Annotated in this window: 20 protein-coding genes; all 20 read left to right on the top strand. The window is 52.2% G+C overall.

Going from position 1 to position 12,943, the window contains the following annotated elements:
• Nucleotides 1-87: 87 nt before the first annotated feature.
• Entirely contained in the window at nt 88-495 is a 408-nt protein-coding gene (locus EDD77_RS12570; protein WP_058965428.1) for a single-stranded DNA-binding protein, read from the top strand.
• 110 nt (nt 496-605) lie between these two features.
• Complete coding sequence (locus tag EDD77_RS12565; protein WP_058965427.1) at nt 606-1,421, top strand: hypothetical protein; 816 nt, start codon at nt 606-608, stop codon at nt 1,419-1,421.
• A 32-nt stretch (nt 1,422-1,453) separates the two neighbouring features.
• Complete coding sequence (locus tag EDD77_RS12560) at nt 1,454-2,527, top strand: DUF932 domain-containing protein (protein ID WP_058965426.1); 1,074 nt, start codon at nt 1,454-1,456, stop codon at nt 2,525-2,527.
• 40 nt (nt 2,528-2,567) lie between these two features.
• Complete coding sequence (locus EDD77_RS12555) at nt 2,568-3,410, top strand: hypothetical protein (protein ID WP_058965425.1); 843 nt, start codon at nt 2,568-2,570, stop codon at nt 3,408-3,410.
• A gap of 101 nt (nt 3,411-3,511) precedes the next feature.
• On the top strand, nt 3,512-4,051 hold the full coding sequence (locus tag EDD77_RS12550) for a sigma-70 RNA polymerase sigma factor region 4 domain-containing protein (RefSeq protein WP_058965424.1): 540 nt from the start codon (nt 3,512-3,514) through the stop codon (nt 4,049-4,051).
• Between the two features lie 38 nt (nt 4,052-4,089).
• Complete coding sequence (locus EDD77_RS12545; RefSeq protein ID WP_058965423.1) at nt 4,090-4,338, top strand: hypothetical protein; 249 nt, start codon at nt 4,090-4,092, stop codon at nt 4,336-4,338.
• Between the two features lie 94 nt (nt 4,339-4,432).
• Nucleotides 4,433-5,116 (top strand): YkgJ family cysteine cluster protein, encoded by a 684-nt coding sequence (locus EDD77_RS12540; protein WP_058965422.1) that lies wholly within the window; start codon nt 4,433-4,435, stop codon nt 5,114-5,116.
• A 9-nt stretch (nt 5,117-5,125) separates the two neighbouring features.
• Nucleotides 5,126-5,308 carry a hypothetical protein gene (locus EDD77_RS12535; protein WP_132587410.1) on the top strand — a complete coding sequence of 61 codons (183 nt, stop codon included), beginning with the start codon at nt 5,126-5,128 and terminating at the stop codon, nt 5,306-5,308.
• A 10-nt stretch (nt 5,309-5,318) separates the two neighbouring features.
• Complete coding sequence (locus tag EDD77_RS12530) at nt 5,319-5,774, top strand: hypothetical protein (RefSeq protein WP_132587409.1); 456 nt, start codon at nt 5,319-5,321, stop codon at nt 5,772-5,774.
• A gap of 108 nt (nt 5,775-5,882) precedes the next feature.
• Nucleotides 5,883-6,488, top strand: a complete 606-nt coding sequence (locus EDD77_RS12525; RefSeq protein WP_058965420.1) for a DUF6809 family protein — start codon at nt 5,883-5,885, stop codon at nt 6,486-6,488.
• A gap of 30 nt (nt 6,489-6,518) precedes the next feature.
• The gene (locus tag EDD77_RS12520; protein ID WP_058965419.1) at nt 6,519-6,848 is read left to right on the top strand and encodes a hypothetical protein; all 330 of its coding nucleotides are present in this window, start codon (nt 6,519-6,521) and stop codon (nt 6,846-6,848) included.
• Nucleotides 6,849-6,915: 67 nt separating this feature from the next.
• The gene (locus tag EDD77_RS12515; RefSeq protein ID WP_058965418.1) at nt 6,916-7,596 is read left to right on the top strand and encodes a hypothetical protein; all 681 of its coding nucleotides are present in this window, start codon (nt 6,916-6,918) and stop codon (nt 7,594-7,596) included.
• Nucleotides 7,589-8,083: a hypothetical protein gene (locus EDD77_RS12510; RefSeq protein ID WP_050005295.1), complete on the top strand. Its 495-nt coding sequence runs from the start codon at nt 7,589-7,591 to the stop codon at nt 8,081-8,083. The genes EDD77_RS12515 and EDD77_RS12510 overlap by 8 nt, the downstream gene beginning before the upstream one ends.
• Nucleotides 8,080-8,298 (top strand): hypothetical protein, encoded by a 219-nt coding sequence (locus EDD77_RS12505; protein ID WP_132587408.1) that lies wholly within the window; start codon nt 8,080-8,082, stop codon nt 8,296-8,298. Before EDD77_RS12510 ends, EDD77_RS12505 begins: the two co-directional genes overlap by 4 nt.
• Before the next feature lie 332 nt (nt 8,299-8,630).
• A complete protein-coding gene (locus EDD77_RS12500; RefSeq protein WP_058965417.1) occupies nt 8,631-9,485 on the top strand; it encodes a hypothetical protein in 855 nt (284 codons plus the stop codon).
• A 54-nt stretch (nt 9,486-9,539) separates the two neighbouring features.
• Nucleotides 9,540-10,097, top strand: a complete 558-nt coding sequence (locus EDD77_RS12495; protein ID WP_058965416.1) for a hypothetical protein — start codon at nt 9,540-9,542, stop codon at nt 10,095-10,097.
• Nucleotides 10,098-10,404: 307 nt separating this feature from the next.
• The gene (locus tag EDD77_RS12490; protein WP_058965415.1) at nt 10,405-11,007 is read left to right on the top strand and encodes a hypothetical protein; all 603 of its coding nucleotides are present in this window, start codon (nt 10,405-10,407) and stop codon (nt 11,005-11,007) included.
• Between the two features lie 13 nt (nt 11,008-11,020).
• Nucleotides 11,021-11,275, top strand: a complete 255-nt coding sequence (locus EDD77_RS12485) for a hypothetical protein (RefSeq protein WP_050005290.1) — start codon at nt 11,021-11,023, stop codon at nt 11,273-11,275.
• A 76-nt stretch (nt 11,276-11,351) separates the two neighbouring features.
• Complete coding sequence (locus EDD77_RS12480; RefSeq protein ID WP_058965414.1) at nt 11,352-12,485, top strand: DUF4313 domain-containing protein; 1,134 nt, start codon at nt 11,352-11,354, stop codon at nt 12,483-12,485.
• The gene (locus tag EDD77_RS12475) at nt 12,482-12,832 is read left to right on the top strand and encodes a hypothetical protein (RefSeq protein ID WP_058965413.1); all 351 of its coding nucleotides are present in this window, start codon (nt 12,482-12,484) and stop codon (nt 12,830-12,832) included. Before EDD77_RS12480 ends, EDD77_RS12475 begins: the two co-directional genes overlap by 4 nt.
• Nucleotides 12,833-12,943: the final 111 nt, after the last annotated feature.

The following is a 12,943-nucleotide window of genomic DNA, read 5'->3' as shown; positions in this document are numbered from 1 at the left end:
TGGTATCGTTGCGCCCATTCAGGGCCGATATCTGCTGGCACTTTTTATATATAGATATTAACGCCGACGGCGAAGAAAGGAAGTGTTATGGCACAAATCCATGTATTTGGCCGGGTCATGCACGATCTTGTCCCAAAAGAGAGCCAGTCAAAACAGCCGTATGTCTGTTTTGACCTGATGGAGCGTTCCGGCAACAACCCGCCGGACTTCTACCAAGTGTGGGCTCGCGGCGACCAGGTTGCCCGGCTCGTAAGGCTCAAAATCAAAAAGGGAAGCATGATTTGGCTCACTGGATCGCAAAAGCTGGTAGATGTACGCCAAAAGGACGGAACCACAGTTAAGAAGCTGAAAATATGGCTGACGGACTTTGGATTTCTTCCTGGGCAAACCCCCAGAGCGAAGACTGAATGTGAGCAGCATGACTCCGACACAGCGGCAACCGCTCCAGCGCCTTCCGAGGTAATGGACGGTGACCGCGAATCCCTGCCGGAATAGATCCGGCGCTGTAAGAGGGACCGTATCAAGTTTTCAGAATGAACTGAAGCTTGGTGCGGTCCCTCTTTTTTTGTTTTCAGGCAAAAATCGAAAGAAAGGACGGTAACCACATGAGTAATGACAAGGGACTTTTAAGTGGCAGCATTACGATCCTGATCGGTGCTGTCATCGCTATCATGGCTCTGGTTCGCGGGCCCTGGCAAGCATGGCTGTTGATTGGGGTATTCACCCTCTGGGGGCTTTGGATCGTGCTGATCCTCCTGCTCCCGTATATGCAGCAGGCCAAGCGCCGCCGCCAGCGCCAGCATCGGGAGCGTCAGCTCCATGCCGAGGGCATCGCACAGAACACCTTTACGGTGCCGGAACTTGAAGAACCGGTACCGGATGATCTGCTGCTCCGCTATGCCAACCATCGAATTCTGACCTATCTGCGTTCATCGTTTTCCAACGCCTGCTTCGAGTGGTGTGAAAAGCGGCCGGTGGATCTGATCCGTGGAAATGGTACTGGGCGCATCCGCCTTTACAATGTGGAGGCGTTTGACCACGCCGACATCACATTTGGCAAAGACGCAACGATCCGTTGTGACCTGCTCAAGATCGTGCCGCTCACCAAAGCAGGGACGGAGCAGGACGAACAGGCAGACATTCCGCCCAACAAGCAGCCCGTCGATCCGCGCATCTGGTATGAAAACAACGGGCGCACGGTCATGGAAACGCTGATCGCTGACCTGAACTCCCGTGGGCACAGCAAGCTCACGCTGAAAGAAAACGGAGATATTTGTATTCAGCAGGGCGAAGAGCTTGTTCCGCAGGAACACCTCTCCAATTTTCCGGCAAAGGTCTATTGGCCCCGTCTGGTGGAGGTGCTGGAGAGCAACGGTCTGGCGGCTGAAACAACGACACAGGGCATTCAGGTCTCCTGGTGACCACTATTGTTGCAGGAAGGAAGTGAAATAATATGAAATCAGGGATCAGTCTTGTGGAAATGGCACAGGAAATCCAGCGGCAGAACGATTTGAAGGCCGATTATATGCTGGACACCCGGAGTCTCCGATTGGAGCCCTTCGGGGATGGGCTATATCTCAACGCTTACGACAAATCCGGTGATTATGCCGTAGAGCCGTTGGAGGTCAACGCCATCGCACACAGGCAGATCGGAACGCACCTCAAGATCCCGGCAGCTTATTATGACAAGATGTTGGAGGAATATCCCGAACTGCTGGCGCAGAATGTGAATGCATGGTTCCAGCGGGAGCCAGCTGTGCGTATGGTTCGCACCATAGACGGCACAGCACGGGCGTTTCTCAGCAACCGCTACCGGCGCATCGACAACCTCGATATTGCTGGGATTGTCCTTCCAGTCCTTCAGGAAATGGAAGGGATGCACTTCGAGAGCTGCCAGCTCACCGACAGCCGTATGTACATCAAGGTCGTCAATACCCGTCTGGAGGCAGAGGTCGTACCCGGTGACATTGTGCAGTCCGGTATTATTATCAGCAACAGTGAGGTAGGCCTGGGCTCGGTGAGCATCCAGCCGCTGGTCTATCGTCTGGTGTGCAGCAACGGTATGGTGATAAACGATGCCCAGACGCGCCGCAACCATGTAGGCCGCGTCAATGAGGCTTCAGAGAACTATCAGCTGTATTCGGAAAAGACGCTGGAGGCCGACGACAAAGCTTTCGCCATGAAGATCCAGGACACTGTTCGAGCCGTGGTAGATGAGGTTCGCTTTACCCGTGTGGTCAACATGATGCGGGAAGCCAAGAATGCTCGCATGAATACTGTCGATGTTCCTGGCATTGTGAAGCTCGTCAGCAAAGATTTCCATATCACGGACGATGAAAGCTCCGGTGTTCTGCAGCGGCTGATCGAAGGCAACGATCTGACTTTATATGGTCTGTCCAACGCCGTGACCCGCCACAGCCAGGATGTCCAGGATTATGACCGGGCGACTGCTCTGGAAGGCATTGGCTACAACATTCTTTCCATGCCGGCGCGGCAGTGGAGCCGAATTAACCAGATGGCCGCTTAGATGGCTGCCATCCATCTAAATTTGACAGGAGGAACGAACTATGTACGAACAGAACACTTCTATGATGACCGCAAACGAGCAGAACAAATTCATGCTCCCGGCAATGGTGGATGGGGATTTCAGCAGTGACGAGATCGCGGAGGACGCGGACGGCCTGCAGATGATGAGCTTCCAGCGGGTCAAAATCCCCGCCGGCGGCGCCCTGCAGTTTGAGATCCCTACGGAGGACCCCGACAACCCGGACTATGCCCGGACGCTGGAGGGCGTCATCCTCTACAATCATTCCGCCTATACCCTTTGGCCGGAAGGCAGCGAATACGATGAGGACACCAAGCCCCTCTGCTCCTCTGTGGATGGCAAGACTGGTATTGGCGAACCGGGCGGCGCCTGCGCCACCTGCCCGATGAACGCATACGGTTCGGCCCGGGATGGCGGCCGCGGCAAGGCATGCAAGAACATGCGGGACATTTACTTGCTGCGCAGCGGCGAGTATATGCCTCTGCAGATCTCTCTGCCGCCCACCAGCATTAAGCCGTTCAAGGAATTCCTGAACAGGGCCTTTGTCTACCGCCGGCGCGCCACCTATGGCAGCCTGATCCAGATCGCGCTCAAGAAAGAGAACAATGGCAACGACTACAGCGTCGCCACCTTCCGCCTTGTACGCGACTTCCAGGGTGATGAGCTGGCTCAGATCCGCGCCTATGCCAATGTCTTCAAGGAACAGATCAAGGCCATCAACATCCAGCGCGCCCTGATCAATGAGGAGCAGCGCACCAGCGACTGCGACTATGTGATCCCGGAATCTGCGACTGCGGCGCCGGGCCCGGACGGAAGCTATGTGGTCGGGGAAGTCAACGGCGACTATGAGAAGTTGCCGGCGTAACTGTTTTTGTTGCGGCGATGCCGCATGAAATGTCAGCAAGTGGATACCTTCGGCTCAGGCCGGGGGTATCCCTTTTTTCATTTTAGAATGGAGGAAATAAGATGTTAAGCGAAGTACCGTTGACCAAAGAACAGCAGGAGTTTGCCGCAGAGCACCACGGCCTGGTCTATAAATTTCTCAATGACAACCATCTGCCGGAGAGTGAATTCTATGATGTGGTCATTTTCCCGTATTTGAAAGCTGTTCAAGATTACTGTAACAACCTATCTGCTCAAAAGTATTCTTTCAGTACAATCGCCATTCGGCAAATGAAATTTCGTCTATATGATTATTTCCGTAGACAGGATTGTCGTAAGCGTAATGCAGAAATCATCAGTATCCATTTGGGCCTGTACCCGGACGGTGTTCCGCTGGAGGAATTACTATCGGCTCAAGACCGCGTGATGCAGGAATTTGAAATGCAGCAGATGCTCCATGAACTGGCCGCCCATATTTCTGAGCAGCAGATGAAGATCGTCCGCATGAAGGGTTACGGCTATGGCATCAGGGAGATCTCCCGCCACGAGAAGCTACCGATGAAACGCATCCAGGAGCTCCTTGAGGAAGCCCGCACCGTGTTTCTCCGATTATGCCACGAGTGATCATCGACTTATTTTGAATAGAATGGAGGTCGAATTATATGACGAAATCAAAGAAATCCATTGTGATGCGCGGAGCTCTTCTGCGCCCTCTGGCGCTTGGGCAGAGCGCCCTTCTTCACGCGGGCGGTAAGGTTTACCATACTTCCCGTGTGGTTGCCGTCCATGAGCAGTCGGATGACCTGGTGCGCTTTGAAACGCTCAATTCCATCTACTGCCTCTCCATGTCCCCTTTTCCGCTGGCGGTCTGCAACCCGCTCCCGATGATGAGCTTGGCCGCATGTGCGTAAAGCGGTTGTAAGATGACACGGGGACAACAGAATTTGTCCTATATGTTTTGGGCCGTGACGGATCTCCCGTCACGGCCTTTTTCGGAGGATTGCCATGGATAAACAAGAAACAATGGCGGTGTTGGTCCACACAAAAGACGTTGTTAACTATCAATGCCGCAAATGCGGTCAATGCTGCCGCCATATTGAGAACAGTGTGATGGTGGAAAGCCTAGATGCCTACCGGCTGGCAAAGTATTTGCGTGACCGAGATCCCAGCATCTCCACCATAGATGAAATGCTGGCCCGATACTGCGAGCCCATGCCGCTGACGGATACTTGCTTCCCCATTTTTACACTGAAAACCACCGGACCGGATGATTCCTGCATTTTCTTGAAAAACGGCCTGTGCAGCATCTATGAAGCGCGTCCCCGGACCTGCCGGCTTTACCCTTTTTCTGTTGGGCCTGGCGAGCGGGGCCATGATTTTGAATACTGCCTCTGTTTCGACAGCAATCAGCAATATCATTTCAGCGGTGGGAAAGTCTCCGTCAAAGACTGGTTCTATCACAACTTCCCCAGACTGGACAAAGAATATTTGAAACAGGAGTATGCATCCATTGCAGAAATCGGAAAACGGATGCGCTCTATTGATCCAATGTTAGATAAACAGATAGTCTTTCAGGTGATGTTCTACCGCTACTATAACTTCGATTTGGATGCGCCCTTCCTCGCTCAGTACGAGCAGAACACCCGTCTGCTGCTGGAGCGGCTCCGGCGGTTCGAGTCGGAAAGGTAGGATGCCGCTATGATTTATGCGTTGGAGCATCTGACCATTCAAGGGCCGAAACACTCACAGCGGCGTCAATGGAAGCAATATGCCTTCTGCGCCAACAAAGCCCTTTTAGAACGAATCCGGCTGAAACAACCCCATCCGGAAGAATGGCGTGTCAGGCTATCTGTACAGCAAAGCAAAAAGAAAGCAGCATAGGAGGCTATCTATGGAGCAGAAACATTATTTTCCGCCTCTTTATGGCGGTGTGGATTGCGGGAAATGCGAGGTGCAAAATTGCTGGTGCCGAGGGAAATACCAACGGAACCGGCGTGATATGACTCACACATCCGGAAGATGCCCCAGACTACCAGACCTAAAAGGTTTTGTGGAAAAGGAAGAACGTGAGTTGTATAAATCGACTTTTATGCTCGTTCATGCGGAGTGTGGCGCCGGCGGTCTGCATTTGACGCTCACGATCCCCGGTCACAAGAGAACTCGGAAGGTCTACCAGACCAAAAGCGGATACTGGTACTGCAACTTGACCAATGCGGAAGGGCATTCCGAACGGCAAGTGCTGAATTTGGAGGGTTACCAATCCAAAGATGATATTTTACAGCACATGAAAAGCCTTCGGACCGATTACATCATCCTGCGATGCAGTATGGAAGGCTTTACTGTCTAAGCTGTTCCGAACCAGTCAGGGAATCTGCCGCTATTGGCGGCTTCACATGGACCGCCGCAGGCTCCAAGCTGCGGCGGCTGCTTATCGACAATAGGAGGTGTCAATTTTTTGAATTTCCACGAAACAAAATATGGGCATATATTTTACGAGGTCCAGCTGCCCAGGCTCATCAAGGCGCTGGAGAGAATTGCTGATGATCTGTCCAAGTCCGCTTCCTCTATGACAGGCGGTGTGACGGTTGACCCCAACTTCCTGCACGATCTTTATTTTGGCGAATATGAGCCGAGCGTGTTTACAGAACAGAGCGCAGAACAGCGGGCGCTTGACCGCAGGGTCTCTGCCGCTGAGCAGGCGCTTCAGCAGATATTCGCCGGTATTCCTGCGGCCGCAGCCGCTTTTGAGACCTACCAGCTTACCGTCAGCGAACGCAACGGCGCCACGGTGGAGCAGGCGTTTGAGTCCGGCTATCGGACTGCTGTGAACATGCTGGCGGCCGGCCTTATACTGCCTGGAAGCAAACAGGATGCCGAAATTCCTCTTACCACGCAGGAACTTCGGAAGATGGATGGCAAGCAGGTCTTTTGCCTCGATATGAACGAGGACGTCAGGGTTGTAGCCCGCAAAAAAGGATTTATCCAGATCACCAATGACAAGGAGATCCACCGCATAGCAGGCCTGACCTTATATCGACACCGGCCGAGCTGGTGCCAATAAAATCCCAATGATCGCGGCGGAGGATATAGCATGAAAATCTCCGAAGATGAAGCCAGGCGATTCCTTGAAAGCCTTTTGCCGATGCAGGAAGCAGAACAACAGCTTCTCTGTCCGAGGTGCGGTCGCCATGAATTATACACTGGGAAACACTCTTTTCTAAACCCTTTGAGCAGGTACGCTCATGTGCATATCTGCGAAAGGTGCTGGATGGATGAGGCGTTGAGAGAGATCGACAACGATCCTGTTCCCTTGACTATTTGGAGCGCGGTTTTTTCTTTTGTTATGAGCGGCAAAGCCCCTCCGACAAATAGCTCCCATCAGGACAGCGACGCCCCCACAGGCTTTATAGGCTGGAGATAAGCACAATGGCTGGCAGACTTTGTTTGGCACAGTCTGCCAGCCATAATTTTTACGAGGTACTGAGGATATGAATCAGGAGAACTATAAGCTGCCCGGAGGAGTAGAATTCTCTTCCATTACCTATGAGGACATCCTCTGGCAAACCGGTGTGTTCCGCTATGAACGAACAGGCTCTGGCAGAGACAAAAAAACTTTTTACTGGAACGCTGTAAAAACCAAGCTGGGGGAAATCGAAGAAAAAAACTGGTGCAGATTGGCGGAGGCCCTGATTGAGCGAGAAAATGAGACACAGCTGCTGAAAGACCTGATCCAGTGGTGCACTGAGCACAACTATGTCAAGGCTTCTGCTGCTGAGATACGAAAAGATGCCCTGCAGCTCCATGTGGCCAGATTCTTCGATGATCCGCAATGGATCGACTTTATCCCATTCAACAAAAAATACCGTCCAGAGGTCTTGGAGACCGCCAATATCGTTTTTGTGCGAAATGAGTGCTGTCAGAAGGTCGGTCCCGTCACACAAGAGCAAATTGACCGCTCCCATGCCGGAACCATCGCTTGCCCTTTTTGTGGGAGATGGAGCAGGTATATCGTCTTAGGGACCCGGCTCCGGCCAGAACCACTCGATCCTTGCTGGGACTGTGACTGTAATGACCCTGACATGGGCTGTACCATGCCCAGCATTGATAAAAGCTACGCCTGCCCCCTGGGCAGCACTGATGATAAGCAAATGGAGGTGTTAGATGAGTAGATATTTGAAGCCGCGGGATCATGGCTATTTGATGGAAGCGGCAGCCTGCACGAAAGTGCTTCGAGATCTGCACCGCATAGAGGCTAAATTTGCCCGGGCGGTGGAGAAAGAAGGCGATGCCCGGCAGGCTGAATTTAAAAAAGTGATGCAGTACCGCAACGAGCGGGAGATCCAGGATGATTTCGGCTGGGGCTTCATCACCGAAGCCCAGTATGACCGGTATCTGCTTCTCTTCCAGCAGGGGCAAGCTGCTATGGAGCAGCTACCTCCGACAAAGAACGAACTTGCCATGCGTCTGGTACGCCGCATCATCGCGGATATTGACAGGGACCGCCGGGAGTGGGAATTTTCTGCTCTCTCCCCGGAAGATCAGCAGGCGGAACTGGCGCGCGCTGAGCAGGCAAAAAAGGCATGGAAACAGAAAATTGCAGAATTAAAGCGAAAGCGCGGCATCATTGAGGCCAGCGAGGCACAGGAGGAAACATGATGGAAACTTTATGCGAATTGGCCTTTGAACGGGCCGTAGAACTGATCCGGGACAGGCCGCAGGTCTACTATCGGCATGGCGTATGGAATGCGTATTATCAGAGAAGCACAGCCGATGTGATCACCTCGATCATGCGCAGCGGCTATGGGGCCGATGTTTATGAGAAGGATGGAGACCTGTATGTTTCTGTTCCCGCCGACTGCGATATGTGGTAAAGCCGCAGCAAATGCAGGGAGTCCCCGCAAGGATGCTCCCGACATCTTCAACGGGCGCTGCCCCATTCGATCAAGGAGGGCGATAAAGGTGATGCAAATCTCTATCGAAAAGAAACTCAAAAATATCAAGAAACCAGCCGTTTACAGCATCGTCAAACGGTCTGTTGGTCATTGGCAGGACCCGCCCAAGAGTCTTCAGGCATATCGTTCCTATTCCGCCGCCCATTTTCATGTTTATGAGCGGTGCCGTCATTTTCGGCGCGGATAGCGAACATATCTTGCCGATGAAAATTGGGCAGTCTTCTGATTCAATTTTTTAAGGAGGAGTTGCTATGATTTACAAAGAACCGGGCGAGAAGCTCATGTATGAAAACGCCGCCTATATAGTAGGTGGGCGCGTTCTCGCCAATGAGGCAAGCGAGTATGATGGACTCTTTGGGCGCATCCTTGAGATCCGCACGGATGATGACCGGGAAACCGAAAATGATACGCCGGACATCTATTGTGCCTTTGATCCGCCGCCTCTTTCTGTCGCCCGCGCTGCGCTGGAGCAGACCTTTTCTCAACTCTATGATACGCCAAAGCGCGTGGAAGAGCTGGGGCTGGATCTGGTCATCATGGCGCCTGAGATGCTGACGCCCCTCGCCGTCCCGGAGCAGGAATACGCTCAGGCAGACCTCTATGTGGTCGTATCGCACTGGGCCACCGATGGAGAATTTGGCTCCTATGAAATCCCGTTCACCAATTTGGTGGACGCTCGGCGGCAATTCCATGATGACTTAACCGCTGAGCTGAACGACGGCTGCATCGAGAAGTGGCGTGAGAACAGCCAGTTTGTAGAGGAGGAAACAGCAGAAAGCTACGAGTGCTATCTGGATGGAGAATACTGCGAGAATCATTTCCTAATTGCGGTTGAGAAGCGGTCCTTGCCGCTGGCTCCCCAATTTATCCGTACTGTGGCCACGATTTATGACGATGAATGCGCACAAAAGGATCTTCTTGAGAAGGCTGGGAAACTGCCTGAATATCTGGCGCTGACGGAGGCGCAGAAAAAGCAGCTGCTCCAAGACGAGGATATTCGGGGGCGCATCAACCACTATCTGGGGCGCTGCGATGCCTATTGGGATTGTTATTGGGACGCAGTATCCGAGGCTGCACAGGAACTTTTACGGAACTATCATTTGTAAACGGCCTCTACATGGGTAGCAGGCTGGTAATCTCTTGGGAAAGGGAGGAACACTATGGACGAAAAAGAATTGCGCAAGACACTTGAAATTCAGTTGGATACCCTCCGGCGCAACTTGGAGGTCGTATCGCTGGACGTGCTGAAAACAAAATACAAAAAGCCTTATGATGAACTGCGGAAAAAGATCTGCAAGGCGGCCACAGCCTACACTCGTCATGTGGCCCTGAGCAATATCCGCATCAGGCATAGCCTGTTTGATGAAGCTAAAACCTATATTGATGCGGCGATTCAGCAAACGCAGTGCCTGAAAAAGATTTCTAATGCAGCTTTCCAGCGGCAGGATATGGATGAGATCGAAGCATTGGCCCACACCTTGCGGGGAGAGATCGAGCAGTCCCTTCACTATTTCTACCTACAGCACATGTGCCTGCTTGTTTCTCACGAATGCATCAACGATCCCCAGAAAGTCCCGGAGATCTATAACAAGGCCACCTCTTGCATCTGGCGTGACGGCGCCTGGCAGCCGATGGAGGATACCGGAATGGACCTCTTGCTTTCCGCTCCCGTCATCCATGAATTGCCCCCGGCGGATGAAGCGGATAAAGCCGCATGAAAATGCCAAGGTGTCTAAACGATGATTGGCCTTTCAAACTCCAGGCAAAGATTCATCTCCATTGCAAACGGCGATGCGGGTGAGCAGGAACTGCATGACTGGATCATTCGGCACCTAAAAGCGCCTTCCGACTGATTAGCCAGCGCAACTGGATATACTTTTTTCAACAACAACTGCCTTGCCCTCTGGCAAGGGACACTTTTGAAAAGGGACCGACAAACAGCGCATTTGCTGTTTGCCGGCCCTTTTGCTTTTTAGAGAATGTCATTGTCTGAAGAAATTAACAATTACTATGGAGGGATCTGCAATGAAAAGAATTCAACTTACTTTTCTGTTTGAGGACACCGGCTTCTGTAAAGATGTGTTCCGGTCTGTCAGCCAGCCCCACTACTACTGCAATCGTGATATGGTAGACGGCACCTGGTACACTTCTACGCCGGATTGCTATGAAAACGACAGCCGCATCCGAAAGGACGTTATCATTGAGGTCATCTCGGATGGCCGGGTAATTGCGCTGGATGGGAACGGTGATTTTGAAGAGAAACGGCCTTTCATCCCGTTCGACACCTTTAGGAAGGAACTGGAGCAGTCGTTTTTGAAAGAGCACCCGGGACTTCATGGCTATGAAGACATGAAGCAAAAGCTCCTGTCCCTGCCGGGCGGGGAGGCATACGCTGATCCGGACAGCTGCCGGGACAACTGGGTCTTTGACCTTGATTTTGATAACGAAACCGAGCAGGTGCTGGAACCTGCTCACTGGATGGGCCGGGAGTACCATGTCCTCGCTGTCCAGTACACTCACAGGCCTACCGGCTTTGTTTTTACAAATTATCGGTTTCGCGCTGCGGCTCTACGCCCCAACACATCCAGCCATGACCTCCTGCTTTACGACTGGCAGGAGGACTGCTGAAGGAGGGGAGTTTATGGGAATGCTGCTGATTCGGGAATTGAACATCAACGGCTGCGGCGATTTTGCCGATGTGCTGGTCCAAACCAATCAGCCGGTAACACCGGAGCAGATGAAGAAACTGCACCACGAGCTGACACGCCTGAACAACGAACAGGAGTGCCCGGATACGGATGATGTGGTCCAAGAGGCAGTACGAAATATTTTGGGCAGCACAGCCCGTTGTATCGACTACAATTTGCTTGAATATGGGGGAAGGATGACTTTGTGAGCAAACATTTTTCAGGTCAGCCGTATTCCTCCAGCAAAGAGCTAGCCTGAGCAACAACATTTAAAGGAGAAACACCATGAATATACTGGATGATAGATCTTTTATCAATAACTCCAGCACAAAATGGATGGACCGGGGCTATGCCAGGGAAGATGTTCATTCCCTGAGACTGCAATATCTCTACACCGAAGAGCAGCGGGAAGCAAATCGCCAGATGTCCGACGCCAGCCCCGATCAGGCGTACCACAATATTAGACGGGCCGCTGAGTCCAGAAATGCTGTAATGGCTTCTGTTATGGCGGCTATCGCCAGAGAGTTTATATGCTATCAATATGAAGCGGAAGATCCTGCTCCTTATGGAAGCCCCGCCTGGGACTTGTTTTTCTGGTGCAATGACTTCAGCAATACTCTTCACGGCTATGGACTTTCCGGCCGGGACTACTCCTATTTCACACTGACATTTAATTCTGCTCAAACTGTAGAACAAAGGGCAGGGGTTTGTGGGCGTGTCCTGGACTTTTTGGAGTCACAGTTCAGCTCAAATCCCAATCTGGTGGTTGCCGTACAGCGCGCCATTTGGTATGACGAGAGAAAGATCTTTGCGGACGCCAAAAAGATACAGTATCTTCTGGATGGCCGCCGCTATACCTACAACTCCAAAGAAGGCAAATTTTTCATGGAGGATGGGCAGCTTTTCTTTCATCCCAAATATGCCAGACGATATAACTACCGTGTGGGTCCGTCCGATATTCTCTCAATATGCTGGGAACTGGATTTGATCCCCAATGTTGGAACGGCGCCAGTCAAGGCCCCAGCACCGGCTTTGGGCAATCATGGGCCCCTTACGTTCCCTTATGAGAAATACGGCGCCATACATCCTATCCAGCTAAAAGTATCCACATATATGGACGGGAACCTGTCGATTGCCATGCTTACCTGGGAGAATGGTTATGGGGAGCCTTGGGCGTCCCTGACGGTCAACCTGGAGGGTACTCGGCAAAAGGGCTGTGCTTTCATCAACACCAACGGAGACCCTGATTTCCCTGTCTGGCTGATCCGCCACGGCCTGGCGATCCCCACGGGAATCGTCCAGCACAGCGGAAACTGCAAATACCCGGAATACCGATTCCGGGCGGAGCGGCTTCAGCAGATCGACGCGGAGGGATATTCCGGCTACCTGGCTCTGCAGAATGGGAGGCACAGCGCATGAAATACAAAGAAATATATGCGGCCTTGAACCAGCGACGCCAGGAGGTTCCAGGGTTCTCCTATTCGGATTACAGCGGATGGCGGTGTCTGGAACAGTCCTCCGCTACGCTCCCACTGTGGGTCGAGGCAGAAGATCCCGTTCATCACCGGCGCTTCATTTTCAAGCACTATGGCATTATGATCCAAACAATCATCATTGACTGCGATACACACACTGAGCAAAAGATTTTACATCGCCGGCGCGATGACTTGGGGACTGATCTGCTGGCCTTATTTCAAAGCGAATTGCCTGCCTCTTCTCCATGGCCCGAGGCACGGCATCAGAAATGCGATTTTTTCAAGGACTAAAGATCGGATTTACAAAGAAGTCTGCAAATAAAAAGTCAACAGGGAATTGAGGAAAGTTTGCAACCTTAGTAGGAGGCGAAAGAGAGCAAAACAAAAAGACCGCCGCGCAAG

The organism is Allofournierella massiliensis (genome assembly GCF_004345265.1).
GTDB classification, from domain to species: Bacteria; Bacillota; Clostridia; order Oscillospirales; family Ruminococcaceae; genus Allofournierella; species Allofournierella massiliensis.
Note: the sequence above shows the minus strand (reverse complement) of the source record. Positions and strands in the feature narration are given on the sequence as shown.

Bases quoted from the DNA above. Each gene is read 5' to 3' on its own strand.
- EDD77_RS12560 (WP_058965426.1), top strand. From the start codon at position 1,454: ATGAAATCAGGGATCAGTCTTGTGGAAATGGCACAGGAAATCCAGCGG.
- EDD77_RS12530 (WP_132587409.1), top strand. From the start codon at position 5,319: ATGGAGCAGAAACATTATTTTCCGCCTCTTTATGGCGGTGTGGATTGC.
- EDD77_RS12540 (WP_058965422.1), top strand. From the start codon at position 4,433: ATGGATAAACAAGAAACAATGGCGGTGTTGGTCCACACAAAAGACGTT.
- EDD77_RS12510 (WP_050005295.1), top strand. From the start codon at position 7,589: ATGAGTAGATATTTGAAGCCGCGGGATCATGGCTATTTGATGGAAGCG.
- EDD77_RS12505 (WP_132587408.1), top strand. From the start codon at position 8,080: ATGATGGAAACTTTATGCGAATTGGCCTTTGAACGGGCCGTAGAACTG.
- EDD77_RS12490 (WP_058965415.1), top strand. From the start codon at position 10,405: ATGAAAAGAATTCAACTTACTTTTCTGTTTGAGGACACCGGCTTCTGT.
- EDD77_RS12480 (WP_058965414.1), top strand. From the start codon at position 11,352: ATGAATATACTGGATGATAGATCTTTTATCAATAACTCCAGCACAAAA.
- EDD77_RS12515 (WP_058965418.1), top strand. From the start codon at position 6,916: ATGAATCAGGAGAACTATAAGCTGCCCGGAGGAGTAGAATTCTCTTCC.
- EDD77_RS12550 (WP_058965424.1), top strand. From the start codon at position 3,512: ATGTTAAGCGAAGTACCGTTGACCAAAGAACAGCAGGAGTTTGCCGCA.
- EDD77_RS12570 (WP_058965428.1), top strand. From the start codon at position 88: ATGGCACAAATCCATGTATTTGGCCGGGTCATGCACGATCTTGTCCCA.
- EDD77_RS12475 (WP_058965413.1), top strand. From the start codon at position 12,482: ATGAAATACAAAGAAATATATGCGGCCTTGAACCAGCGACGCCAGGAG.
- EDD77_RS12520 (WP_058965419.1), top strand. From the start codon at position 6,519: ATGAAAATCTCCGAAGATGAAGCCAGGCGATTCCTTGAAAGCCTTTTG.
- EDD77_RS12485 (WP_050005290.1), top strand. From the start codon at position 11,021: ATGGGAATGCTGCTGATTCGGGAATTGAACATCAACGGCTGCGGCGAT.
- EDD77_RS12545 (WP_058965423.1), top strand. From the start codon at position 4,090: ATGACGAAATCAAAGAAATCCATTGTGATGCGCGGAGCTCTTCTGCGC.
- EDD77_RS12555 (WP_058965425.1), top strand. From the start codon at position 2,568: ATGTACGAACAGAACACTTCTATGATGACCGCAAACGAGCAGAACAAA.
- EDD77_RS12535 (WP_132587410.1), top strand. From the start codon at position 5,126: ATGATTTATGCGTTGGAGCATCTGACCATTCAAGGGCCGAAACACTCA.
- EDD77_RS12565 (WP_058965427.1), top strand. From the start codon at position 606: ATGAGTAATGACAAGGGACTTTTAAGTGGCAGCATTACGATCCTGATC.
- EDD77_RS12500 (WP_058965417.1), top strand. From the start codon at position 8,631: ATGATTTACAAAGAACCGGGCGAGAAGCTCATGTATGAAAACGCCGCC.
- EDD77_RS12495 (WP_058965416.1), top strand. From the start codon at position 9,540: ATGGACGAAAAAGAATTGCGCAAGACACTTGAAATTCAGTTGGATACC.